Genomic DNA, 22,420 nt, shown 5'->3' on the forward strand with positions numbered 1-22,420 from the left:
CTGGTGTAATCACATGATTGCAATTTCTGCAATCAGTCTAACCCCATGCTAGGTGTGGGCTATTGGGAAATAATGGCAGATTTCGTGAAGAACACGAGGCGGAATTTACCGATCATGATTTCGTCGCCGTTCTTCAGCGTCGCCTGATCAACACGCTGACGGTTCACGTAGGTGCCGTTCAGACTTCCTGCGTCAACCACAAAGAACTGACCGTTGACCCTGCGGAACACGGCATGCTGACGGGATACGGTGGAGTCGTCGAGCAGAATATCAGCTCGCGGATCACGGCCGACGGTGATTTCATCCTCGTCAAGCAAGTAACGAGAACCTGAGACCGCTCCCCTGGCGGAAATCAGCAATGCCGTTCCCTCGGACAATCTGGTGATGGTGTCCAGATCCTCTTGAGTCAGCGGTCGATCGCCGGTGGTGGTAATGGGCAGTACATTAATCGCGGGCAGGCCGATAATGGTGGTTTCGCCTGCGCTAGGAATCGGGTTGGTCATAATCCCCTATTCTACCGTCTTTGCATACTGGTTTTGCGTAGCTTCGCGTACTTCGTCGATAATGATGCTGTCAGAAGGCTGTACGTTGACGTTGGACCCGTATTTCACCTGGAGCTGAGCGCCCACACCGCCGGCGATATCGACTGCGTTGGACAGCTCCTGCGGGTTGCCAATGGCCTTCACCGTGTATGTGGGCTTGATGGTGGTGCCATCCACAATCAAACCTTCCTCGGCGTCCTGAATGTAGGTGGAGGTGATGACGCGCACGTTATTGATGGCGATTACCTCGGCACCGGCATTGCGAAGTTCCTCGATAAGGTTGAACATGATTGAGGCGTCCACTTTAGTCGTCAAGCCTCGTCCGATTCGGATGGTCACGCCTTGACCCTTTGCCGGGAGTCTGCCGGAAATCAAGCCGCTGGTCTCCTCGTTTTGCTTGGCGATCTTACGCGCCTGCTCCTGCTCGTTAGCCGCCGATTTCAGCGAGTTGAGCTGGCTGTTCAACTGGGTTTTACGCTGCACGAGATTGGAGATTTGCGTATTCGACTCGTTCAGCAGCCTTACCAGTTCACTCTCGTCCATCGTTTCGTACGTGGATTTAGTGTTATTGATCTGGCTCATGTAGGCGAAACCCAACAACGCGCACATCAGAGCGATGAGAATCGAGGATAGTAACCGTGATTTGTTGCTGGCACGGTTGAGATCCTTCCGGGGCTTCTTACGCACCGTGGGAAACGACCCGGTTTCCATCCGGTCGTTGACCTTGTCTTGTACATGCTGGTTGCGCATTTTCTCCAGCATGTTGTCTGATTGTGCTTTACGTGCCATACGTCAGTACCCTTGTCAGCCTCGGAAGATGAAGCGTCTGATCGCGGACACGTTGGAGAAGATGCGGATGCCGAGTACGACGATGACGGCTGTCTGCAGCTGCGAACCGACGCCGAGCTGGTTGCCGAGGAACACGAGCAGTGTTGCCGTCACCACGTTGGCGAAGAAGGAGATCACAAACACGCGGTCGGAGAAGCTGCGCTCGAAATAGGCTCGCGCGGCACCCAGCAGGGCGTCAAGAGCAGCGACCACCATAATCGGCAGATAAGGCTGCACGATGATCGGAATGTCCGGCTTGACGAACACGCCGATGACGACGCCGATGATCAGTCCCAGAACGGCTGCCATTATTCATTCCTTTCCGCGTACTTCACTTCGCCAGTGACTGCTGCCTCAAGTGTAATCGAATTGGATTTGCTCACCTGCGGGTAGATACCGGCTTCCTTGAAGGAATCGTAAAGACTTGCAAGTTTCTTCTTCCCCATCGCTTCGGCCAAGACGCTCTTATCGCCTATGGCTTCAATGGTATAGGGGCTTTGTATCGCGGTCATGCCGATGAGAATATGCCCGCCGGCCTTGCGTATCGAGGTTTGCGCGCCGAGCCTATTACCGTTGATGGCAATGGCTTCGGCTCCGTTTTGGAACATCTGGGAGACCAGTTGCTGCAGATCCAGATCGGTGATGACTCGGATGTTCGTGGAGGTGCCGACTCTCGTCGAGGAGGATTGATCCGACTGGCTTGCCGCGATTGGATCGGCCAGCGTCATGGTGATTCCTTCGCCTTCGACCACCGTGGCACCATTGACCATTTCGTCTTGGATAAGCGTATCGCTTTTCACGCTGCCGGAGATTTTCTTGGACTGTTCGTCAACTTGGGATCGCAAATTATTGACGTCCGTGGTGAGTTCGTCTATTTGCGAGTTGCGATTCTCCAATTGCGTGGCCAAAGTCTGCCGTACCTGCTTACGCGGATCGGATTGCAACTGTTGCACGAATAGGCTGCAGGCAAAGCCAACGCCGACGCAGATGATGAATACGACGATGCGATTAAACCAGATGGAGAAGGTCGAACGATGCTCATGGACCAGTCGTGAGTCGGAGAACATCGGATCCATCGGACGATTGACAAGATCATCGATGAGCTGAAGCGAATCGTCGTTGGTTTTACGGCGACGTCTGGCGCGGATGGCGGCGGCGTCATCCGGGGAAAGCGCATGATGTGATTCCGCGCCTCGGACTGAGTGGGAGAACACGGCGCGGCGTCGTACCGGCTCAGTCTCCTTGGGTACGGGGAATGAGACCGGGGCCGTGGCCTCAAGCGCCATACTTCTCCCCCAGTTCCTTGCGTAGCAATCCGACGCCCTGCTTGGTATAGATATATCCGGCGAGCCAATACATGGCGATGCCCCAGATGCCGGCGGCCAGCGCGGCGATGTAGAGCAAGTGGAAAAACGTACTGGTGCCCAAATCGGCGAAAATCAGACCGACGATGGAAATCATCAGCAGTGCGGTACCGGCCTTGCCCACGAAATGCACGGGCAGCGGACCATAACCGTACTGGGCAAGCCATAGCACCTGAATCGCCATCCACAGATCCCTCAGTCCCACGATAATCAACATCCACCATGGGATGATGCCGGCGACGCTGAGAGCCAGAATCGAGCAGAAAATGAGCAGTCGGTCGGCGATCGGATCAAGAATCTGACCGATCTTGCTCACTTGGTTGAATCTGCGCGCGATGATGCCGTCGAGTCCGTCTGAAGCCGAGGAAATGGCGATCAGGGCTAGCGCCGCAATCATCTCGTGCTTGGAGATCAGCACGCTGATGAAAGGAATCGAAATGATTCGCAGCGCGCTGATCAAATTGGGCACAGTGAAATAGATGTCACGTGCTTCCGGACTGTATCTGGCGTTGACTTTCTGGTTGGTCATATCGACTAACAGTCTACATGCGGGAGGCTTGCAGAGCGGTAACGATGATGCCGCGTGCGCCGACTTCGTACAAATCATCCATCAGCTGGTTGACCTTGGCCTTGGGAACCATGACTCGCACGGCGTTCCACTGTTTGTCGTGCAGCGGGGAGATCGTCGGGCTTTCAAAGCCAGGGGTCACGGCCACGGCGGCGGCGACCTTGCTGATCGGAATGTCATAGTCCATCAGCACATACTGATGCGCAGTGAGCACGCCTTGCAGACGGCGGGTCAGCACGGCCAGACGTGGGTCCTGCTCGTTCAGACGCGGCGAACGAATCAGGCAAGCTTCGGAGTGCATGAGCGGTTCGGCAAACACGCGCAGGCCGGCGTTGCGCAGGGTGGTACCGGTGGAGACCACGTCGGCGATGAGGTCGGCCACGCCCAGCTGCACGGAGGATTCGACCGCACCGTCCAGATGGATGGTTTCGGCCTGGATGCCGTGCTCGACCAGATAGTCGTGTACGAGCTTATCGAATGTGGTGGCCACGCGCTTGCCCTGAACATCCTCCAGGGTGGTGATCGGGGATTCGTTCGGTGCGGCGAAACGGAAGGTCGAGGCACCAAAGCCGAGCGGCATGTGCTCGAGCGCGGCGGTACCGGAGTTCTTGAGTAGATCCTGGCCGGTGATGCCGACGTCGATGGCGCCGCGGCCCACGTATACGGCGATATCGAGCGGACGCAGGTAGAACAACTCGATGCCATTGTCGGGATCTTGCACGACCAGCTGGCGAGGGTTGGTGCGCAGACGGTAGCCGGCCTCGGACAGCATGTTCCACGCGGGCTCGGAAAGCATGCCCTTGTTGGGCACTGCGATTCTCAGCATATGCGTTCCTCTCACAGGTGCTTGTAGACGTCTTCGAGCGTCAGGCCGTGCTTGATCATCATGACCTGAACATGATAGAGCAGCTGGCTCATCTCCTCGGCGGTGCGGTCCGCGCCCTCGTATTCGGCGGCCATCCAGGTCTCGCCGGCCTCTTCGATGATCTTCTTGCCGATGAAGTGGGTGCCCTTGTCGAGCTCGTCGACGGTCAGGGAGCCTTCGGGGCGGGTCTGGGCCTTCTCGGACAGTTCGGCGAACAGGGATTCAAACGTCTTCATGTGATTCAGATTCTTCTCTTGTGGTTATGGATGAAAGGTGGATTGCGGTTCAGGCTTGGAGCTCAGGCCTTGAACGCGGCCTCGGCCTCGGCGCGGATGTCGTCAATGGCCTGGGCGGGATTCTCGGCACCGTACACGGCGGAGCCGGCGACCAGCACGTCCGCGCCGGCCTCGGCCACGATGTGCGCGGTCTTGGGGCTCACACCGCCATCGACTTGGATGCGGGTCTTCAAGCCACGGCGGGTGATCTCATCGCGCAGGCGGCGAACCTTGGCCATCTGGTTGTCGAGGAACTTCTGGCCGCCGAAGCCGGGCTCCACGGTCATGACGAGCACCATGTCGAACTCGTCGAGGATATCGAAGAGCGGCTCGACCGGTTCGGCCGGGCGCACAGCGAAGCAGGCCTTGCAACCCATGTCGCGCAGCTGTCGGGCCAGACGCACGGGGGCGTGGGTGGCACCCATGTGGAAGGAGACGGAGGCGGCACCGAGCTTGGCGTATTCGGGAGCCCAACGGTCTGGGTCCTCGATCATGAGGTGCACGTCGACCGGCAGGTCGGTGACCTGGCAGATGCGGCCGACGATCGGCTCGCCCAGGGTCAGGTTCGGCACGAAATGATGGTCCATGACATCGACGTGGACCAGGTCGGCGTTGGCGATGGCCTTGAGATCACGTTCGAGGTTGCAGAAGTCAGCGGACAGGATGCTGGGTGCGATTGCGATATTGCTCATGGTTTCCTACCTTATCTGTGCAATGGGACTTGGGGTCCCGTGTTTCGCGCTGTTTCGGCGCTGTTTATCGTGGTGTCACTTAGTGCGCTTGGCTTGCTTTTTCTGGCGAAGCTGTTCCTCTTCGATGCTCTGGCGTTCGAGCTCGTCGGCGGTGACCGCCGCAAGCCCGCGCGCCTGCGCCTTGGGGTCCGGCCCGTACTGGTAGAGCACGACGAACAGGATGCAGCCGAGCACGAAGACGATGATCGCGGTCCACATGTTGGTCCTCAGGCCCAGAATCACCGTGGAGTAGTTGATGCGCACGTTTTCGATCCAGGTGCGGCCCAAGCCGTACCACATCAGGTACATGGCGAACTGCTGGCCGGCCTTGAGCCGGTCGGCGAGCTTGTGGCCGAGGTAGATGATGAGCGCGGCGCCGATGAGGTTCCAGATCATCTCGTACAGGAACGTGGGGTGGAACAGCGTGGTCCTGTAGTCCGGGCATTGCGCGCCGGAATAGCAGATTTCGGATTTGCCGATGGCGTCCGCGTCGTTGAGCTTCAGGCCCCACGGCAACGTGGTGGGCCAGCCGTAGAGTTCCTGGTTGAACCAGTTGCCGAGTCGGCCGATGGCCTGGGCCACGGGCAGCGCGGGGGCGATGGCATCGGCGAAGATCGCGAACGGATAGTGCTTGTGGCGGCACCACAGGAACGCCACCAAGGTGCCGACGGAGATGCCGCCGAAGATGGCCATGCCGCCTTCCCACACCTTGAGGATGTTGACCAAGTTGCCGGTGGGCGGGAAGTAGTCAGCCGGCGTGGTGATGCAGTGGTAGAGGCGCGCGCCCACCAGTGCACAGGGCACGGTGACGAGCGTGGTGTCGAGAATCTGGTCGAAGGTGCCGCCGTACCGCTTCCAACGTGTGGTGAGGATCCATACGGCCACGCAGATGCCGATCAGGATGCAGATCGCATACATGTGGATGGTGAATGGGCCGATCTCGAACTTGGAGAAGGTCGGCGAGGGAATATAAGCCAGATTCATCGTGCCTCTACTTGCTGGTGCTCATGGTGTGTCCGCGCGCGGGTTGTGCTTGATGCTCTGTGACTACCCTACCGTGTCACGGCACAATCCGCGTGAGGCGCACCGGGTGTTTACCGGGCGTTGTGGATGCCTTCGGCCAGTTCCTCGCTCTTGGCGGCGAGCAGCTTCAAGCCTTCCTTCGGGTCGCGTGCGGTCTTGTTGTCGTCCGCGAGCAGGGTGTGCACGAGCGCGGAGCCGACGATGGCGCCATCGGCGTAGGAGCCGACCTTGGCGCCCTGTTCGGCGGTGGACACGCCGATGCCCACGCACACGTTCTCGGCACCGGCCTGACGGGTGCGCTCCACGAGGAGTTCGGGCGAGGCGTCGATGGTGGCGCGTTCGCCGGTGACGCCCATGCGGGCGGCCGCGTACACGAAGCCACGCGCGTTGCGGGCCACGGTTTCGAGGCGCTCGGTGGACGAGTCCGGGGAGACCAGGAAGATGCGGTCGAGTCCGTGACGGTCGGAGGCTTCGATCCACTCCCCCGCCTCGTCCGGGATGAGGTCCGGGGTGATGAGGCCGGCGCCGCCGGCGTTCTCGAAGTCACGGGCGAAACGCTCGACGCCGTAGTGGTACACAAGGTTCCAGTAGCTCATGATGAGCGGCACGCCGCCGGCGTTGGCCACGGTCTCGACGGCCTCGAACACGCGCTTGATGGTCTCGCCGTTGTTCAGGGCGATGGAGGCGGCAGCCTGGATGACCGGGCCATCCATGACCGGGTCGGAGTACGGCAGGCCGATCTCCACGGCGTCGACACCGTGCTCGACCATTGTCTTGAAGGCATCAAGCGAGACATCCGGGTTCGGGAAGCCATAGGGCAGGTAGCCGATGAAGGCGGGCTTGTTCTCAGCCTTGAACTTGGTGAACATTGCGCCCGACTTGCTGGGCTTGTGGCTGATGCCCAGCGGCTGGCCGGACGACGTATTCGCTTCGTTGGTCATAATCAACAATCTCCTCTTCTTGTTCAGGCGACGGTGTTGCCGTGGGCACCGGCCACATCAAGCGCGGCGGCCTGATCGTCGGTCAGGTAGCCGAACCACTTGCCGGCGGTGGCCATGTCCTTGTCGCCTCGGCCGGAGATGTTCACGATCATCACGGCCTTGTCATAGCCCTTGGCTTTCAGATCGGCGGCGGCCTTGTACGCGCCGGCCACGGCGTGCGAGCTTTCGATGGCGGGGATGATGCCCTCGCTCTGGCTCAGGTCGCGGAAGGCGTTCATGGCCTCCTCGTCGGTGGCCCAGCTGTAGTTCACACGGCCGATATCCTTGAGCCATGCGTGCTCGGGGCCCACGGACGCATAGTCGAGGCCTGCGGAGATCGAGTAGGTGTCGAGCGTCTGGCCTTCGTCGGTTTCCAGCAGGTAGCTCTTGGCGCCCTGGAACATGCCGAGCTGGCCGGTGCCGGGGGCGAAGCGGATGGCGTGCTTGCCGGATTCGGGGCCGTTGCCGCCGGCTTCGTAGCCGTAGAGGTTCACGCGGTCATCGTCCAGGAAGGCGTTCATCACGCCGATGGCGTTGGAGCCGCCGCCCACGCAGGCGCAGATCGCGTCCGGATGGTCGATGCCGTACCAGTCCTGGAGCTGCTGCTTGGCTTCCTCGCCGATGATCTTCTGGAAGTCGCGCACCATGGCCGGGAACGGGTGCGGGCCTGCGACGGTGCCGAGCAGGTAGTGCGTGTCCTTGACATTGGTGACCCAGTCGCGCAGGGCTTCGTTGATGGCATCCTTCAGGATCTTGTCGCCGAGGGTCACCTCGACCACTTCGGCGCCGAGCATACGCATGCGGGCCACGTTGAGGGCCTGACGGCGGGCGTCGATCTGGCCCATGTAGATGCGGCACTTGAGGCCGAGCATGGCGCACACGGTGGCGGTGGCCACGCCGTGCTGGCCGGCGCCGGTCTCCGCGATCACGCGGGTCTTGCCCATGCGCTTGACGAGCAGGGCCTGTCCGAGCGCGTTGTTGATCTTGTGCGCACCGGTGTGGTTCAAATCCTCGCGCTTGAGGAAGATACGGGCGTCGAGGCCGGTCTTCTCCTTGACGAGTGCGGCGAAGCGCGGGGCTTCGGTCAGCGGGCTCGGGCGGCCCACGTAACGCTGCTGGAGCGTCATGAATTCCTTGTGGAATTCGGGGTCGGCCTTGGCTTGCGTGTACACGCGCTCAAGCTCGTCGAGGGCGGTGATCAGGGCCTCAGGCACATAGCGGCCGCCGAACTGTCCCCAGTACGGTCCCTGATGTTCGCTCAACGGGGTGGTTTCGGATGCTTTCACTTGTGCTCCTGCCTTTACTAGTCGTTCCACTGCAAGTTCATGATCATCAGCGGTGGCCACGCCTTCACCGACCAGTACCGCGTCCGCTCCCGCGCGGGCGTAGTCTTCGACCTCGACCGCGCCGAATACGCCGGATTCCGCCACCTTGATGACGTCATCGGGCAGATCGGCCGCGAGTTCGTTGTATTTGTTCACGTCCACCTTGAGGTTCTTCAGGTTGCGCGCATTGATGCCGATCACCTTGGCACCGGCCTTGCGGGCGCGTTCGATTTCCTCGCGGGTGTGCGTTTCGACCAGCACGGTCATGCTCAACTCGTGCGCCAGATCCAGCAGGTGCTTGAGCTGGGCATCGTCCAATGCGGCGACGATGAGCAGCACCAGGTCGGCACCGTGGGCGCGGGCCTCGAAGATCTGGTAGTCGGTGACGATGAAGTCCTTGCGCAGCACTGGAATGTGCACGGCGGCGCGGACCTTGTCGAAATCGTCAAGGCTGCCGAGGAATTTGCGGCCTTCGGTGAGCACGGAGATGGCGCTTGCGCCGCCCTTCTCGTACTCGCGGGCCAGCGCGGCCGGGTCCGGGATGTCGGAGAGGTGGCCCTTGGACGGGGACGCGCGCTTGATTTCGGCGATCACGGGGATGCCGTCGGCGCGCTTAAGCCATCGTGTCGCGTCAATCGGAGCCGGGGCCGCCAGCGCGGCCTTCTTCACGTCCTCAAGCGATACGGTGAGCTCACGGGTGCACTGATCCTCCAGCGCTCCCGCCACCAGTTCGTCCAAAACCGACATGGTCCTCCCTTTGTTGGTGTTCGGTCATGCGCCACTCTAGGTCACGCCCCGTCCCGATTGCCGAACCCGTCCTACATTTTGGGCTATTCCTCGTTGGTTCGTATCGCTATGGAACCAGAGCGGCCAACAAAAAAGGAAAATCGCCGTGAATATCGGTCATACGGCCTGGGATTGATTCCATTGATGGCATAAACTGGGCGCATGTGCAGGAGATTCGCGCTCGACTTGGATTGGGATGCCGTGGCCTCACAGTTCGCGGTAGACGAGGATGACGTGCGCGTTGACACTCTGCCACAGCCTTCCTACAACATCGCACCCACGCAGAACATTGGCGTGGTGGCACAGGGCAAGGATGGCCGCCGTCATCTGACCGGTGCCTATTGGTCGCTGGTGCCGCGATGGAGCGCCAGCAAAGTGCTGAGCTACCCCACATATAATGCGCGTGTGGAGTCTGCGCATGTCAAGCCGGCGTTCGCCGAATCCACAAAATCCATGCGAGCCATCATCCCCGCTTCCGGCTACTACGAATGGAAAGGTCGCAGGCCGTTCTATTTTCACGCACCACATGATGAACTATTGTCTTTGGCCGGCCTGTACTCATGGTGGAGGCCGTCTCCCGCATCGCCATGGCAGCTGACCGCAACCATCATCACCTGCCCTGCCGCGGACGAGTTCGTCAAGGTGCATGATCGCATGCCCCTGCTGGTTCCTCGGAATATGGTTGCCTCATGGCTGGACCGCTCCGTTGACGGAGCCGCACTGTTAGATTCCATGCGGGAAGCGGGTACCATGCTTTCCCGGCGTCTGCAATTTCACGAAGTCGCGCCACTGAACAGCGATGGCAAACGTCTTATTCAGCCATTGGATTCCACCGAACCCATGCGTCTGTTTTGAGCTCTTGCAGCTGGAACCGGCTATGCAGCTGTATATGAAGACGGATCAATCAACGCCCCGCTGATAGCTAACCTCGTATGGCCCTCAGTCAAAAACAGGTCTCTTCTGCTCGACATTGGTCGACTACGACTACTTTTGCACCAATCCGCGCAACAACTCGATCTCGTCGCGATGCGTGGCGGGCGTCTGCTCCTTGGTTTCGAGGATCATCGGGAGCTTGGCCATGATCGGGTCGTTGACCAGTCGCGTGAAAAACGGGATGCCGAGCTGCCCCTGCCCGATGTTGGCGTGACGATCCTTATGCGAGTCGAGGCCAAACTGCGAATCGTTCACGTGAATCGCCTTGACCTCGGCCAAGCCGATCGCCTCATCCAACTGGCGCATCACACCGTCGTAGTCGTGCACCAAATCGTAGCCGGCATCCAACACATGGCAGGTGTCGAACGTGACGCCGACGTTCGCCTTGTTCTCCACGCCGTTCATGATCGTGGCGAGCTCCTCAAAGTTGCGCCCGCATTCCGTGCCTTTGCCGGCCATGGTCTCCAGAAGCACCATGACGCCGGTCGTACGCTCGAACACCTGATTCAGTCCCTCGCTGATCAGCCGGCAGCCGGTCTCGGTGCCTTGGCCCACATGCGCGCCGGGATGAATATTGATATACACCTCCTGGCCGGTCTCGCGGATGGCGGTCAGCAGCTCGATGTCCTCGGCCAACGCCTCGATCGCGAATGCGCGCTTGGCCTCATCCTTGCCGGCCAGATTGTAGACGTACGGCGCATGGACGACCAACGGCCCATAGTCCTCAGCCTTCAGACGTGCGCCGAACGTTGCCGCGTCGGCCGGGTCGAGCGCCTTCGAACGCTTGCCGTACGGGGAACGCGGGAAGAACGCGAACGCGGTTCCGCCCTCCTCATGGGAGCGTTTCAGCAGCTCGTTCCAGCCACCGGCCGTCGACAAATGCGATCCGATAAGCAAACCCGTCATTTCACTTCCGCCTTTCGTGAGCCGTTTCATCTACCGCTATCATATGGTAGGCAGCATCGAGTGCAGCCCGCACAACCGACATGAGGCACAACCCTCTGACCATCCGACCATCTGACCGAAGGAGACCTAAGCATGGCATCAGCCGGCACACCCAAGGACGATACCGGCCTTGAACGAAAGATGGAGTCGCGCCACCTGACGATGATCTCCCTGGGCGGCGTGATCGGCACCGGTCTGTTCGTCAGCTCCGGCTACACGATTCATCAGGCGGGGCCGTTGGGCGCGATCCTCGCTTACGCGGCCGGCTCTCTGCTCGTATACTGTGTGATGGTGTCGCTGGGCGAGCTGTCCGTGGCCATGCCGTACGCCGGCAGCTTCCACATGTATGCGAAGCGGTTCATCGGCCCCGGCACCGCGTTCACCATCGCCATCCTGTATTGGCTGAACTGGGCGGTGGCGCTCGCCTCCGAATTTACGGCCGCGGGATTGTTGATGCAGCGATGGTTCCCGCATTCGCCGTCCTGGGTGTGGTCGGCCGTGTTCATTGTGGTGGTGTTCGCGCTCAATATCATGTCCGTGCGGCTGTACGGCGAGGCGGAATTCTGGTTCGCGTCGATCAAGGTGTTCGCCATCGTCGCGTTCATTGTGATCGGCCTGCTGGCGATCTTCGGCGCCATACCGATTGCCGGCCATGATTCCGCGCCATTGTTCACCAACTTCGTGGCCGGCGGCTGGTTCCCGAGCGGCATCGCGCCGATTTTCTCGACTTTGCTGACCGTGGTGTTCGCGTTCTCCGGCACCGAAGTGGTGGGCGTGGCGGCCGGCGAAACCAAGGATCCCTCGCGTGCGATCCCCAAGGCCGTGCACACCACGGTGCTGCGCCTGGTGATTTTCTTCATCGGCTCGATTCTGGTGACGGCGGCCTTGATCCCCTGGCATCAAGCCGGCGTGGATACGAGCCCGTTCGTGCTGGTGTTCCAGTCAATCGGTATGCCGTTCGCCGGCGACATCATGAACTTCGTGGTGCTCACGGCTGTGCTTTCCGCCGCGAACTCCGGCCTGTACGTGTGTTCGCGCATGGTGTGGTCGCTGGCCAAGGAGCGGCTGATTCCCGAACGTTTTGCTAAGACGAATTTCCGTGGTGTGCCGGTGTGGGCCGTGCTGTTCAGCATGGCGGGCTCACTGCTGGCGTTGCTGTCTTCCGTGATCGCCGCCTCGACCGTGTATCTGGTGTTGGTCGCCGTGTCAGGTTTGGCGACGCTGGTGGTGTGGTTCTCCGTATGCGTGTGCCATATCCGTTTCCGGCGCGAATGGGCGCGGGATGGGCACAGCGCCGATGAGCTCGGCTATCGTGCGCCCGGTTTCCCGGTGCTGCCGTGGCTGGCCATCGTGATGTGCATCGGCGCGCTGGTGCTCGTGGTGCTCGATGATACGCAGCGTTCGACCCTGTATTGCATGATCCCGTTCGTCGCCTGCTGCTACGCGGCTTATTACGCACTCGAACGGCAGCGCAAACGCGAAAACAACGCCTAACTCGATTTCGAGGGGCTGATTTGGCACTTGCCGGAGATCTATCTCCGTTTCAAGGGGCTGATGCCCGAGTAGACAAGGCTCCACAATGGCGTAATGGCGTTGCCGCAAAGCCGTTTATACTCGCGGTTTGGCGTTTGAGCAGCCCCTCGAAAGCCAAGTAGATGTCCCCACCGGACGAAATCAGCCCCTCGAAGCCGATAAACCATTGATGGCCGATTATGTTGTGCCCAGTGACGCGCCTGGTTCTATGCTCGAACTGGTACAATAATTGGAGTTTGTTTTTTGCAAAGGGGCATTGTTATGTACAAGGTGTTGGTGTCGTTCGCAGACAGTTAATGCGCGTTGACTCGTCGCGCTAAGCCGTGGTCGCCGTTTGGGTCCACGGCACTTCTGTTGTGCCATTTCCCACGCACTTGGTCGAAGGCTGGCGATGGGCCCTGACCAAAAGGAATTTCCTCTCCGCAATCATGCTCGGCGCTATGGTGACATCGCCTGCGTGGCCAGTATCACCGGCGCGCAGATCATGTTGGCCGCCCGTGGCACCAGCGCGGTCATGATCGGACTGCTCGGCACGGCAATGGGCGTGAGCACGTTGGTCGGCTCGCTGTTGGCCAACAAACTGGTTGATATGGTTCCCACTGGTATGCTGATTGCGGACGCGCTTGTGTTGTTCGTTGTCAGCCAAGTGCCGCTGCTGTTCGTGCAAAGCTAAGCGGCCATCCTGATCTGCCAGATTCTGGCCGGCCTGCCGTTCCCCGCGTTGAACGCTGGTCTGCTGGGCTTTCTCTACGGCAAGACACCCGACAACATGCAGGGGCGGGCTTCCGCCGTATTCGAGACCACGGTCAGCATACTGGGCGCGGCATGCCCGGCGATGGTCGGCTGGCTGTTGCAACAGCCGGATCTCGGTTTCACGGCGGTGATGGGCGTGGCCGTGGCCTGTTCCGTAGCGGGATTGGCCATATCGTTGGCCGGCCCGCTGCGCAGCATTTCGACTCCCGAACGATGGTCGGAGGTTGCCCGGTAACGCCAAACGGCGGAGCGCCGGTCTTATATGAGGTCGTACGGCATCTGACGCTTGACCAGCCAGAAGATGCCGAGGCCGATGAACACCAGCAGATTGAATCCGCCACTATGCCATGGCAGCACGATGATTAGCGTCGCCATACGCGCCACATAGAACGCCGCACGCCGCCAGTCTTCTCGCGGCCGGGTTTCCACTGTCATGTGCGTGAAACTGCCGCCGAACGTGCAGCCGCCGCGCAACCATGGCACCACGCCCTCGAAGAGGATGAGCGCCGCCAGGAAGGATAACGCCCGTCTTCTTGCGCAGATTCGGTTGTGGGTTCCGATGAAAAGGACATGGCCCGGTTTTGGTGCGATTTTCAGTCGCTTACACATGAAAACCGCGATTGGAAAGAAGGCCGGAAGCCATGTCCGATAAAATCATACGGTTCGACCAGGCCATGTTCGAGTCCGAGCTCGATGCCTTGGTCCGGGTCAAGGTCGAGCGGACCATCAACGCCATGTTCGACGCCGAGGCCAACGAGATCGCCAACGCCGCCGGATACGAGCGCGAGACCGACCGGAAGGCGTTCCGCGCCGGCCACTGCGGGCGCACGCTGGCCGCCAAGGCCGGCAAGTTGAGTCTCAAGGTGCCCGAATTGAAGGGCGCCCTGTTCGGGTCGGTGGTGATCGAGCGCTGCCGGAGGCGCGAATCCGGCGTCGAGGAGGCGTTGATGGAGATGTGCCTCGCGGGCGTGAGCGCACGCGGGGTGGACGACACCGGCCGGCTGCTGTGGGGCGAGCGGATGCCGTCCCGGACATTGAGCGACAAACTCAAGAAGATCTACAAGGAGATCGACGAGAAAACCGCGAATCCGCCATGGCCAAGGCAGGGACGGTCGCGGGCGAAACGGAGGAACGCAAGCTCAAGGCGGCCGCGAACCGCCTGCGCGGGGGCGTCGGCGAGACCGCCGCCTGCCTCCTGCCGGGGTTCCCCGCGAACCATGGGATCAAGCTGCGCACGGACAACATGATCAAGCGATTGAACAAGGAGATCCGCCGGCGCACCCGGGTCGTGGGCGGCTTCCCCGACTCCAACAGCGCGCTCATGCTCGTATGCGCCGGAATCCGCTACGTCACCTCACGCTCGTGGTCGGACCGGCGATACATGGACACGTCCCGGCTCGATGACAACCTAGGCGCAGCGGCATGAAAGTCACGCCAACAGCTGGCCAACAGCCAATCTGCGCAAAGAAGCGGGCACTACCCTTCTCCGTCATTGCTTATTTTCTTTTTGATTTTCTATATTAATTAATTACTTACACCAGAGTATCGGTTTATAGCTATGGAATCGGATCTACGTTCGTGTCGAAGACCAATGATGATGTTAACTCTGTAATTGCAGCCATCAGCCATAACATCTCGCAAAACACTGATGAAGCTAGTCGCATCCAGCCTCTCCCTTATCTCGCCACTATCCTCATAGCGTCTGTCGGGGTGGGCGGTTTCTAGTGGTCGTTGCAACACCTGGGATTTATGGAGGTCCGGATGGGCGAGGAACGGGGAATCGGGACGGCCGGTGGCGGCCGTTGGACGTTCGAGGGTGTGGCGTATCCGACGCGCAGCGGGATGTGTCTGGCGAGGCGCGAACGGTACGTGGCGTTGTTGGGCGAGGGGCTGAACTTCACTCAGGCCGCGCGCATGGTGGGCGTGTCCAAGCGCACCGGCAAGGTGCGGCGCAACGGGCGCGCGGGGCGCGGCGGGAACCGGCGGTGGACTGATATCGTTCGCCCATGGACGTTCCCAAGGACATCGGCGCGCGTTATCTGTGTCAGGCCGAGCGCATCCTGATAGCCGACCGGCGCGGGGCCGGCGACTCGATACGTGCCATCGCCCGTCGGCTGGGCCGTCCGGCGTCGACCGTCAGCCGCGAGGTGCGCAGGAACAGCGACCCCGGCGCGGGCGGCTACGGGCCGTACCGGGCGCAGCAGGCGGCCGCGGACCGGCGCAAACGGCCGAAGGCGCGCAAGGCGCGCGTCGGCACGCGGCTGTGGGACGAGATCAGGGCCGGGATCAAACGGCATTGGAGCCCCGAGCAGACCGGCCACCGGCTGGACGCGGACTTCCCCGATAATGGGGACATGCACGCATGCACGGAGACCATCTACCAGGCGATCTACATCCAGGGCAGGGGCGAGCTGAACCGCGAGCCCATGGTCATGACCGGCGAACGGCCCGCCGAGGTCGGGGACCGGGCCGTGCCCGGCCACTGGGAGGGCGACCCGGTCTGCGGCAGGGCCAACAGGACCGCCATCGGCACGCTCGTGGAGCGCGCCACCAGGTTCACGATCCCGCCTGCGCCTGCCCGACGGACACGACGCCGAACACGTCCAACAAGCCGTCATCCGCAAGATGCGCGGCCTGAGCAAGCTCCTGCGCCAGTACTTCCCCAAGGGCACCGACCTGAACGCCTACGGCGAGGCCTACCTCGACGCGGTCGCCGAGGAACCCGACGACCGGCCGCGCAAGACCCTCGACTGGATGAAACCCAGCGAGAAGATCCTCGAACTCACCGACAACAACTGATACCATCAAATGACACACAACACGACAACGTGTTGCAACGACCACTAGTGAGATCAGGCAGGGGAGAATCTATGATCAAGCAGGATGCGTTGACCCGCAGGGCCGGTATCGCCTACTACGTAAGCACCGCGTTCCTCATAGCGTCCAAGTCGTTTCCCCACGCCGTTCTGACCGTGCTGCTCCTGCACAAGGGTCTGGACCTCACCGAGATCATGTTCGTCCAGACGGCCTTCACCATAGCGGTGTTCCTCTTCGAGTTCCCCAGCGGCGTGATCTCCGACCTCTACAGTCGGAAGATCGTGTACCTGACATCCATCCTGGCGTGGGTAGCCGCATGCTCCGTCATCGTCTTCGGAACCGGCTTCGCTATGATGTGCGTGGCCTGGGCGCTCTACGGCATCGGCGAGGCCCTGGCGTCGGGCACGGTCGACGCCTCGCTGATCAACCTCTACAAGCGGCTCTCCCCTGACCCGGACGAGGAGATCAAGACATTCAAACGCATCTCCAACCAGATATCCATGGTCTCCATGATCATCGGCGCGATGCTCGGGTCCGCACTGTATTTCACGATCGGCTACAACATCTACGCCGTCGCGATGGCGCTTGCATGCGCGGCGGCCCTGCCGATCGTGCTCGCCTTCCCCAAGGACGAGCACGAAGCCCGGGAGAAGAAGCCGACGATCATGTCCCAAGTGAGGGACGGACTGTCCGAACTCAGGAAGGACAGGCGGCTCACGTTCCTCATCGGCATGGCGGCCGTGAGCCAGATCTTCTTCCAGACCCACTTCAACCTCTGGCAGGCCTACCTGCTCCTGATGGGAGTGAAAGACAAGTACCTGTTCGTGTTCTACCTGGTCTTCCAGGTCATAGGGATAGCCGCGTACGCGATCCACATAGACGGCCGTCTGAGGCGCCTCCTCTATCTTGGCATCCCGGTCGCCCTGATCATGCCCCTGCTGATCACGTCGGGATCACGGATCGTGTCGATCGGCGCATACTGCATCTCCGTGTTCATCTTCATGTTCCTGCAATACATGTGCGACGTGCTGTTCTCGATACGGGTCTCCGAGGAAAGAATCAGCACCCTGATCACCCTCAACTCGACGACCTGCAGGATTATCGGCTTCCTGGTGCTGGGACTCAACGGCCTGCTCCTGAAACAGATAAAACTCACCACCCTGATAGTGGGATCCTTCGAGATCGCGACGTTCCTCTCCATCCTCCTCGGCCTGCTCTTCATGCTCAGTTTCTCAAAGAAAAAGAAGAAACAACACACAGAGCCTAGGGTGCCGGCACCGAATGAGCCGTCTCGCAAGAACCCGTAGAACCGATGGCGAAACCGCGCGGCCAACATGTCCCGTATAATTGACCTGTATCATCTAAGCAGTGCAAACAGGAAAATAAAATCTGGAATGTCATTTACAGAAGTTACTTATTACCTCAATCAGCTTTATTTCATGCATCAAGGAACGTACCCCTTCGTCTGCTGCACACGGAAGCTACCAGATGAACTCGCAAACTGCAACCTATCCTGTAGTTTCCATTCAATCCAAGCTATCAACGGTAGTGTTATTGCAATAGTTCCCTCATGGATAAAAGGCAAATGTTTTCGCTTACCAGAAAGTCTCTTAGTCTTTTCCGATAAGAAACTGGAATATGAAACGCGCTCGGTAAAATCGTTGAAGGACGGGCAGCGCCGGATATGCTCATTTATCCGTTTTTTTGAAGATTTTTCTTCATACCTTATTTGAATCAATACTTGAATGACGAGATAGCAACTCTTCTTCAAAGAATCGCTGATCTGTTTAGTCAGAGGCTTCAGAACATCAATATCATGGTCATCCAAGCAAATCGATTCAAAATAATTAGCAAGGATGAGTACTACGAACTTCTTTCACTATTGACTAAAATGAAAGAAATTGTAGGAAAGCAAATACGTTTGCTTTCAAGCAATGGATACCTATTTGACCAGTTTGAGGCATTCGTACGCAGCAATAACATAGGGTATCCAGTCAAAATTCCTACAGAACGGTGCGGCAGGTGCTGTTCAAAGATAGATTTCTTTGATTTTTCAAAAACGCATTCTTACCAACTATGCATGAGGACATGTCCCATCTGTGGAATCTATTCCATCCAAGTGGGCAGCGAAAAGTTCATTCAGCATTATTCTGTGACTAATGAAGCAGGGAATACAGCATTCTCGATAGCCACGACAGGGTATGAATTTTACTATTTCCGACTGCATGATAAAACTCATGGCACTCTTGCATATGAACAATTCGGAGAGTGTGGTGAGAACATCAGAATGCACACGGACAGTTTGTCTCCCGATGTACACTCTTATAAGGTTGTTCTGTTTGGTAGGGATGGGGTCGCGTATTTACATGGAAAATTTATCAAGGAGGGGGAATAACTGGGTTTATCTGCTTTCCGTTGTAAGCGATAATCTCGGCAGTTCGTTGATGACTTTCGTGTTGCCGCTTATCGTGCTCGACCTTACCGGTTCCGGTATTCATCTTTCGATCATCTCTTCGTTCGAGACGCTGCCGTTCTTGCTGCTGGGTCTGCCTTTCGGCGCTATTGTGGACAGGTGCGACGTCAGGAAGGTGCTCATCCGTTCCGATGCCATCAGATTCGGAGGATACGCGTTGCTCGCGGCGGTTCTTTCGGCTCGGAGCAACGCGACCGTGACGCTGATAGCCATCTATCTCGTCACCTTGGTCATAGGGTGCACCAATGTGTTCAGCTCCGTTTCCGAGATAACGTTCATCTCGTATTTCGTGTCGAAATCGGATTATTCGAAGATGAACAGCATCGTGTACGGCATCCAGTACACGGCCGGGCTGCTCATCCCGCTTGCCGGCGGGGCGCTCTACTCCGTGGTGCCGATGGGGCTGCTGGCCCTGATCTGCGCCGCGTGTTTTCTTCTCAGTGCGGGTGCCATTCTCCTGATGAGGGTCGGTTCCTCGAAGGGCGCCAGCGGGTTGAGGGGCCCCGTGCCGGCCGCGGTGCGAACGGTCATCAGCGACACCCGGCAGGGGCTTTCCTATCTGAAGACCAGGCGTGTGGTTCTCTACCCGCTTGTGCTGGCCGCGTTGTTCAACATGCTGACCGGGAATTTCCAGAACGACAGCCTCGTCATCATGCGCAAGAGTCTGAGCTTCACGTCGGGCCAGGTCGGCTTGGTCATGTCGGTTACGGCCATGGGCGCGTTGGCGGGGACCTTCATCGTCAACCTGCTGAACAGAAGCTTCAAGTTCGAAACGGTCCTGATCGCGAACTTCCTCGTCCAGATGTGCTTTCGTCTCCTGTTTGTGGCGTTCGGCAACATCTTCGCGGTGGCGGCGACGCTGTTCGTGGTGGACCTGTGCCAGTCTGTGCTGAACATCATCATTATCACGAACCGGCAGAATCTGGTCGAAACCCGTTACCTCGGGAGGGTGACGAGCATATACAAGGCGGTCCTGATCGGGGTCAATTCGCTCGGTTTCATATACGGAGGCACCCTGTCGAACACCTTCGGCCCGAGGAACGCCGTCCTATGGTCAGGCGTCGAAATCCTGATACTGACCATGATTGGTATCGGAGCCTACGCTCATCTCAACAAAGAAAGAACCACCGATGAGTAATGTCAAAATCAAAGAAATTCCTGAAGATTTCATAGTACATGAAATCTCAATTCCGACTTCCGACGGAGTATACACTCATTCAAGATATCGTCTAGCAAAAAGGATATAGCACATTTGAAGCAATCGAGCGCATGTCAAGTTTCTTCGCACTCTCTTCTTCGCAGATAACCTATTGCGGTCTAAAAGACGAAGAGGGAATTACCACCCAAGAGGTGTCCATCAAAGTCCATATTCCTGATGAAGCTTTGGTGCCTTAACTATGGATGATTAAGGCGCCAATGCAACAGTATTAGAGTTTTGCGGGTTGTAGAGCTGCTTACAGAAAATTTGCGGTTGAACGGCAGCCCCAATCTTCCGTCACAGTGGCTTGACGAAATCTTCGCCATTGAAGTAGCCGGCGATGGCGTTGTGCTCGATGATGAGCTGCGGGTCGATGGCAAGCGTGTGATGTGGGTCTTCAGTGCCGCTGATTCCCCCTAATGGTCGATTATCTCTTCCTCGATAATCAATATGCTGTCATGTGATCGCATGACAGCATATTGACATTCCCCGAACAAAGTGTTCTACTATGAACGGTATGACGATTCGTATTGTTCCGATTGAGCCGCAATGGTTTGAGGAAAAGGCCCAAGTTCAGTCGTACACGTGGCGCGAACTCAATCAGGGGCATATTCCGCAGGAAATCGTGGATGCGATCACTCCCGAATTCGCGCTCAAACTGACGCGCAGCCACGCAAAAGAACCCAATCAGGTCGTATTGGTCGCTTTGGAGAACAACCACGTGATTGGTTTTGCTGAGCTTCTGCAAACGCCGCGCTCGCCAATCAAACGGTCCGAGGCTGCGGAACTGGCTTCGCTATATGTGTTGGAATCTTGCCATCGTCATGGCGTTGGCCGTGCTTTGGTTGAGGCGGGCCAACGCGCCATCGGCAACGATCGGCTCGCCTTGTGGGTCGCCGGATTCAACACCAACGCCCAAAGTTTCTACCGTCACATCGGCTTCCATGAGACCGGCCTGACTCAAACCGAAGACGTGGGCCCGGAACTCGAAATGATCAACTACTCTGACGGCGTATTCCAGTGAGCAGCGCGCGGCGACTATCCGCGAATTTCAGGAGAGCATGAGCCGGCTGGGTCTGACCGCAGAACGGATCGGCAAGGATTTTGGCGTCAGCGGCAGCAGAGTGGAGCAAATCATCACCCTCAAGTCGGGCGTGCTGGAGTATTCGTGGATTATCCGCGCCTATCTGCTGAGCAAAGCCGCGACGCAGGGCGTGGAACTGACGCCGTTCACGGCGCTACGCGGAAATCCGCACGATTATTGGTTCCTCGACGGCGACTTTATCGACCGAGGCGAAATCGATTAAAACCGATTGATAATCGGCCATTTATACGCGAGAGGCGCCGTCAATCGCCTCGCGCATAGAGGCCATCGCTCTCCGTGCAGGTGGCGATGCGTGTGTAGTATTCCGTCTTGTCCTCATGGTCGATACGTGCGCCGCAATGCTGCTGCACCGCAAGACTTGCCGGATTGGTTTTGTGGACACTCAGGTAAGCCTCTTTGATGCCGAGCTCGCGGGCCTTGGCAAGCGTGAGCTTGAGCCCGGCGGTCGCATAGCCATGGCCGCGATATTCGCGGGCGACACCGTAGCCGATGTGGCCCGGACCGTTGCGCAGGAAGTCGGTGAGCCGGTGACGCAGGTTGAAGATGCCCACATAGTCGCCCTCATCGTTGACGAGAATGTATTTGGTGGCTGGCACCCAGCCGTCCGGCAGGCCGACGCCAAGCGACTCATCACGCAACCCTCGCACATATGCGGCGAACCGTTCACGATTCATGCCGGCCGCTGGGTTCTCGAATCCCATCTCCTCCGCCGGGAATTTCGCGAACAAGTCAAACGCGCGTTCCTGGTCCGCCAGCCATGTCTCAATCAGCCGCATTGGTCACACTCCTCCTGTTGACACAGCAAACCACACTACTACTGCTCGGCCAACGGCCGCAAACCTTATCTAGGGTGTGTTTGCGCTAGTTGGTTTTGCTGGTGTTTTTGAGTTGGATGGTGATGAGGATGAGTTGGAGGTTGGCGAGGAAGGTGGCGTCGAGCCTGTCGTAGCGGGTGGCGGCCTTGCGGTGGTGCTTCATGCGGTTGAGACGCGTTCGACCATGTTCCGTCCCTTGTGCGCCTGCCTGTCGTAGTCCCATGGGTCCGTGCGGTTCCTCTTGGGCGGCACGACCGCGTGCTGGTGGACCTTCACGCTCGTGGAGTCCATGGCGAGCACCCGAACCTCGACGGCGATGATCCGCTCCTCCTGCAATGCCGTGAACAGGCGCTCCATCGCGCCGTTCCCGGACCAGCGGTCGAACCGCCGGCAGACGGTGATCCACTTGCCGTAGCACTCCGGCAGGTCCCTCCACGGGGCTCCCGTCCTGCACATCCACAGCAGGGCGTTGACGAACCTGTAGTTGTCGACCGCCACGTTGCCCCTCTGGCGCGGCAACAGGTGCGCGACCCTCATGAACCGGTCAAGCGTGATGCCATA

At 59.0% G+C, this 22,420-nt stretch carries 22 protein-coding genes and 4 pseudogenes; 11 read left to right on the top strand and 15 right to left on the bottom strand.

The genetic code is table 11. The annotated features are described in order from the left end of the window. Window positions 1–59: 59 nt before the first annotated feature. The 11 genes from MMB48_RS06265 to MMB48_RS06315 form a co-directional block, all read right to left on the bottom strand. Complete coding sequence (locus tag MMB48_RS06265) at window positions 60–503, bottom strand: FHA domain-containing protein (RefSeq protein WP_007052292.1); 444 nt, start codon at window positions 501–503, stop codon at window positions 60–62. Window positions 504–509: 6 nt separating this feature from the next. Continuing rightward, on the bottom strand, window positions 510–1,331 hold the full coding sequence (locus tag MMB48_RS06270; RefSeq protein WP_032744048.1) for a DUF881 domain-containing protein: 822 nt from the start codon (window positions 1,329–1,331) through the stop codon (window positions 510–512). Between the two features lie 15 nt (window positions 1,332–1,346). Further along, complete coding sequence (locus MMB48_RS06275) at window positions 1,347–1,679, bottom strand: small basic family protein (protein ID WP_032744046.1); 333 nt, start codon at window positions 1,677–1,679, stop codon at window positions 1,347–1,349. Further along, entirely contained in the window at window positions 1,679–2,656 is a 978-nt protein-coding gene (locus MMB48_RS06280) for a DUF881 domain-containing protein (RefSeq protein ID WP_032744045.1), read from the bottom strand. The genes MMB48_RS06275 and MMB48_RS06280 overlap by 1 nt, the downstream gene beginning before the upstream one ends. Next, window positions 2,646–3,263: a CDP-alcohol phosphatidyltransferase family protein gene (locus MMB48_RS06285; RefSeq protein ID WP_007054263.1), complete on the bottom strand. Its 618-nt coding sequence runs from the start codon at window positions 3,261–3,263 to the stop codon at window positions 2,646–2,648. The genes MMB48_RS06280 and MMB48_RS06285 overlap by 11 nt, the downstream gene beginning before the upstream one ends. A gap of 13 nt (window positions 3,264–3,276) precedes the next feature. Further along, the gene (gene hisG, locus MMB48_RS06290; protein WP_032744043.1) at window positions 3,277–4,128 is read right to left on the bottom strand and encodes an ATP phosphoribosyltransferase; all 852 of its coding nucleotides are present in this window, start codon (window positions 4,126–4,128) and stop codon (window positions 3,277–3,279) included. 11 nt (window positions 4,129–4,139) lie between these two features. Beyond that, the gene (locus tag MMB48_RS06295; protein ID WP_007054261.1) at window positions 4,140–4,403 is read right to left on the bottom strand and encodes a phosphoribosyl-ATP diphosphatase; all 264 of its coding nucleotides are present in this window, start codon (window positions 4,401–4,403) and stop codon (window positions 4,140–4,142) included. 62 nt (window positions 4,404–4,465) lie between these two features. Beyond that, window positions 4,466–5,134, bottom strand: a complete 669-nt coding sequence (gene rpe / locus MMB48_RS06300) for a ribulose-phosphate 3-epimerase (protein WP_032744042.1) — start codon at window positions 5,132–5,134, stop codon at window positions 4,466–4,468. 75 nt (window positions 5,135–5,209) lie between these two features. Then, on the bottom strand, window positions 5,210–6,157 hold the full coding sequence (gene lgt, locus MMB48_RS06305) for a prolipoprotein diacylglyceryl transferase (protein WP_032744040.1): 948 nt from the start codon (window positions 6,155–6,157) through the stop codon (window positions 5,210–5,212). A 110-nt stretch (window positions 6,158–6,267) separates the two neighbouring features. Continuing rightward, window positions 6,268–7,137: a tryptophan synthase subunit alpha gene (trpA, locus tag MMB48_RS06310; RefSeq protein ID WP_032744039.1), complete on the bottom strand. Its 870-nt coding sequence runs from the start codon at window positions 7,135–7,137 to the stop codon at window positions 6,268–6,270. Window positions 7,138–7,160: 23 nt separating this feature from the next. Then, on the bottom strand, window positions 7,161–9,248 hold the full coding sequence (locus tag MMB48_RS06315; RefSeq protein ID WP_032744038.1) for a bifunctional indole-3-glycerol phosphate synthase/tryptophan synthase subunit beta: 2,088 nt from the start codon (window positions 9,246–9,248) through the stop codon (window positions 7,161–7,163). A 201-nt stretch (window positions 9,249–9,449) separates the two neighbouring features. Here MMB48_RS06315 and MMB48_RS06320 point away from each other — a divergent pair, with 201 nt between their 5' ends. Continuing rightward, entirely contained in the window at window positions 9,450–10,142 is a 693-nt protein-coding gene (locus tag MMB48_RS06320) for an SOS response-associated peptidase (RefSeq protein WP_032744037.1), read from the top strand. A 129-nt stretch (window positions 10,143–10,271) separates the two neighbouring features. On the opposite strand, the gene MMB48_RS06325 is transcribed toward MMB48_RS06320, so the two are convergent. Further along, entirely contained in the window at window positions 10,272–11,126 is an 855-nt protein-coding gene (locus tag MMB48_RS06325) for a deoxyribonuclease IV (protein ID WP_032744036.1), read from the bottom strand. A gap of 132 nt (window positions 11,127–11,258) precedes the next feature. On the opposite strand from MMB48_RS06325, the gene MMB48_RS06330 reads away from it, so the two are divergent. The 3 genes from MMB48_RS06330 (at window position 11,259) to MMB48_RS06340 (ending at window position 13,686) form a co-directional block, all read left to right on the top strand. Next, window positions 11,259–12,659 carry an amino acid permease gene (locus MMB48_RS06330; protein WP_032744035.1) on the top strand — a complete coding sequence of 467 codons (1,401 nt, stop codon included), beginning with the start codon at window positions 11,259–11,261 and terminating at the stop codon, window positions 12,657–12,659. Window positions 12,660–13,155: 496 nt separating this feature from the next. Further along, entirely contained in the window at window positions 13,156–13,371 is a 216-nt protein-coding gene (locus MMB48_RS06335) for a hypothetical protein (RefSeq protein WP_230581214.1), read from the top strand. Window positions 13,372–13,419: 48 nt separating this feature from the next. Further along, on the top strand, window positions 13,420–13,686 hold the full coding sequence (locus MMB48_RS06340; protein WP_230581213.1) for a hypothetical protein: 267 nt from the start codon (window positions 13,420–13,422) through the stop codon (window positions 13,684–13,686). A gap of 23 nt (window positions 13,687–13,709) precedes the next feature. On the opposite strand, the pseudogene MMB48_RS06345 reads toward MMB48_RS06340, so the two are convergent. Beyond that, window positions 13,710–13,976: pseudogene (locus tag MMB48_RS06345) on the bottom strand (teicoplanin resistance protein VanZ); the annotation flags it as partial. 116 nt (window positions 13,977–14,092) lie between these two features. Here MMB48_RS06345 and MMB48_RS06350 point away from each other — a divergent pair. From MMB48_RS06350 to MMB48_RS06380, 7 genes and pseudogenes are all read left to right on the top strand, one after another. Further along, window positions 14,093–14,877 (top strand): annotated as a pseudogene (locus MMB48_RS06350) (transposase). 323 nt (window positions 14,878–15,200) lie between these two features. Beyond that, window positions 15,201–16,250, top strand: a pseudogene (locus MMB48_RS06355) (transposase). A 71-nt stretch (window positions 16,251–16,321) separates the two neighbouring features. Further along, entirely contained in the window at window positions 16,322–17,575 is a 1,254-nt protein-coding gene (locus tag MMB48_RS06360; protein ID WP_050496239.1) for an MFS transporter, read from the top strand. A 945-nt stretch (window positions 17,576–18,520) separates the two neighbouring features. Continuing rightward, window positions 18,521–19,879, top strand: coding sequence for an MFS transporter (locus MMB48_RS06365; RefSeq protein ID WP_235685093.1), 1,359 nt, complete (start codon window positions 18,521–18,523; stop codon window positions 19,877–19,879). A 110-nt stretch (window positions 19,880–19,989) separates the two neighbouring features. Then, window positions 19,990–20,136, top strand: a pseudogene (truD, locus tag MMB48_RS06370) (tRNA pseudouridine(13) synthase TruD); the annotation flags it as partial. A gap of 311 nt (window positions 20,137–20,447) precedes the next feature. Continuing rightward, window positions 20,448–20,963, top strand: coding sequence for a GNAT family N-acetyltransferase (locus MMB48_RS06375; RefSeq protein WP_032744031.1), 516 nt, complete (start codon window positions 20,448–20,450; stop codon window positions 20,961–20,963). Between the two features lie 37 nt (window positions 20,964–21,000). Further along, window positions 21,001–21,246, top strand: a complete 246-nt coding sequence (locus MMB48_RS06380) for a DUF2316 family protein (protein WP_080714751.1) — start codon at window positions 21,001–21,003, stop codon at window positions 21,244–21,246. Between the two features lie 40 nt (window positions 21,247–21,286). On the opposite strand, the gene MMB48_RS06385 is transcribed toward MMB48_RS06380, so the two are convergent. Continuing rightward, complete coding sequence (locus MMB48_RS06385) at window positions 21,287–21,820, bottom strand: GNAT family N-acetyltransferase (RefSeq protein ID WP_025301224.1); 534 nt, start codon at window positions 21,818–21,820, stop codon at window positions 21,287–21,289. A gap of 198 nt (window positions 21,821–22,018) precedes the next feature. Then, a complete protein-coding gene (locus MMB48_RS06390) occupies window positions 22,019–22,396 on the bottom strand; it encodes a transposase (protein WP_176338721.1) in 378 nt (125 codons plus the stop codon). Window positions 22,397–22,420: the final 24 nt, after the last annotated feature.

Source organism: Bifidobacterium sp. FKU, assembly GCF_026016385.1.
Lineage (GTDB): Bacteria > Actinomycetota > Actinomycetes > Actinomycetales > Bifidobacteriaceae > Bifidobacterium > Bifidobacterium infantis.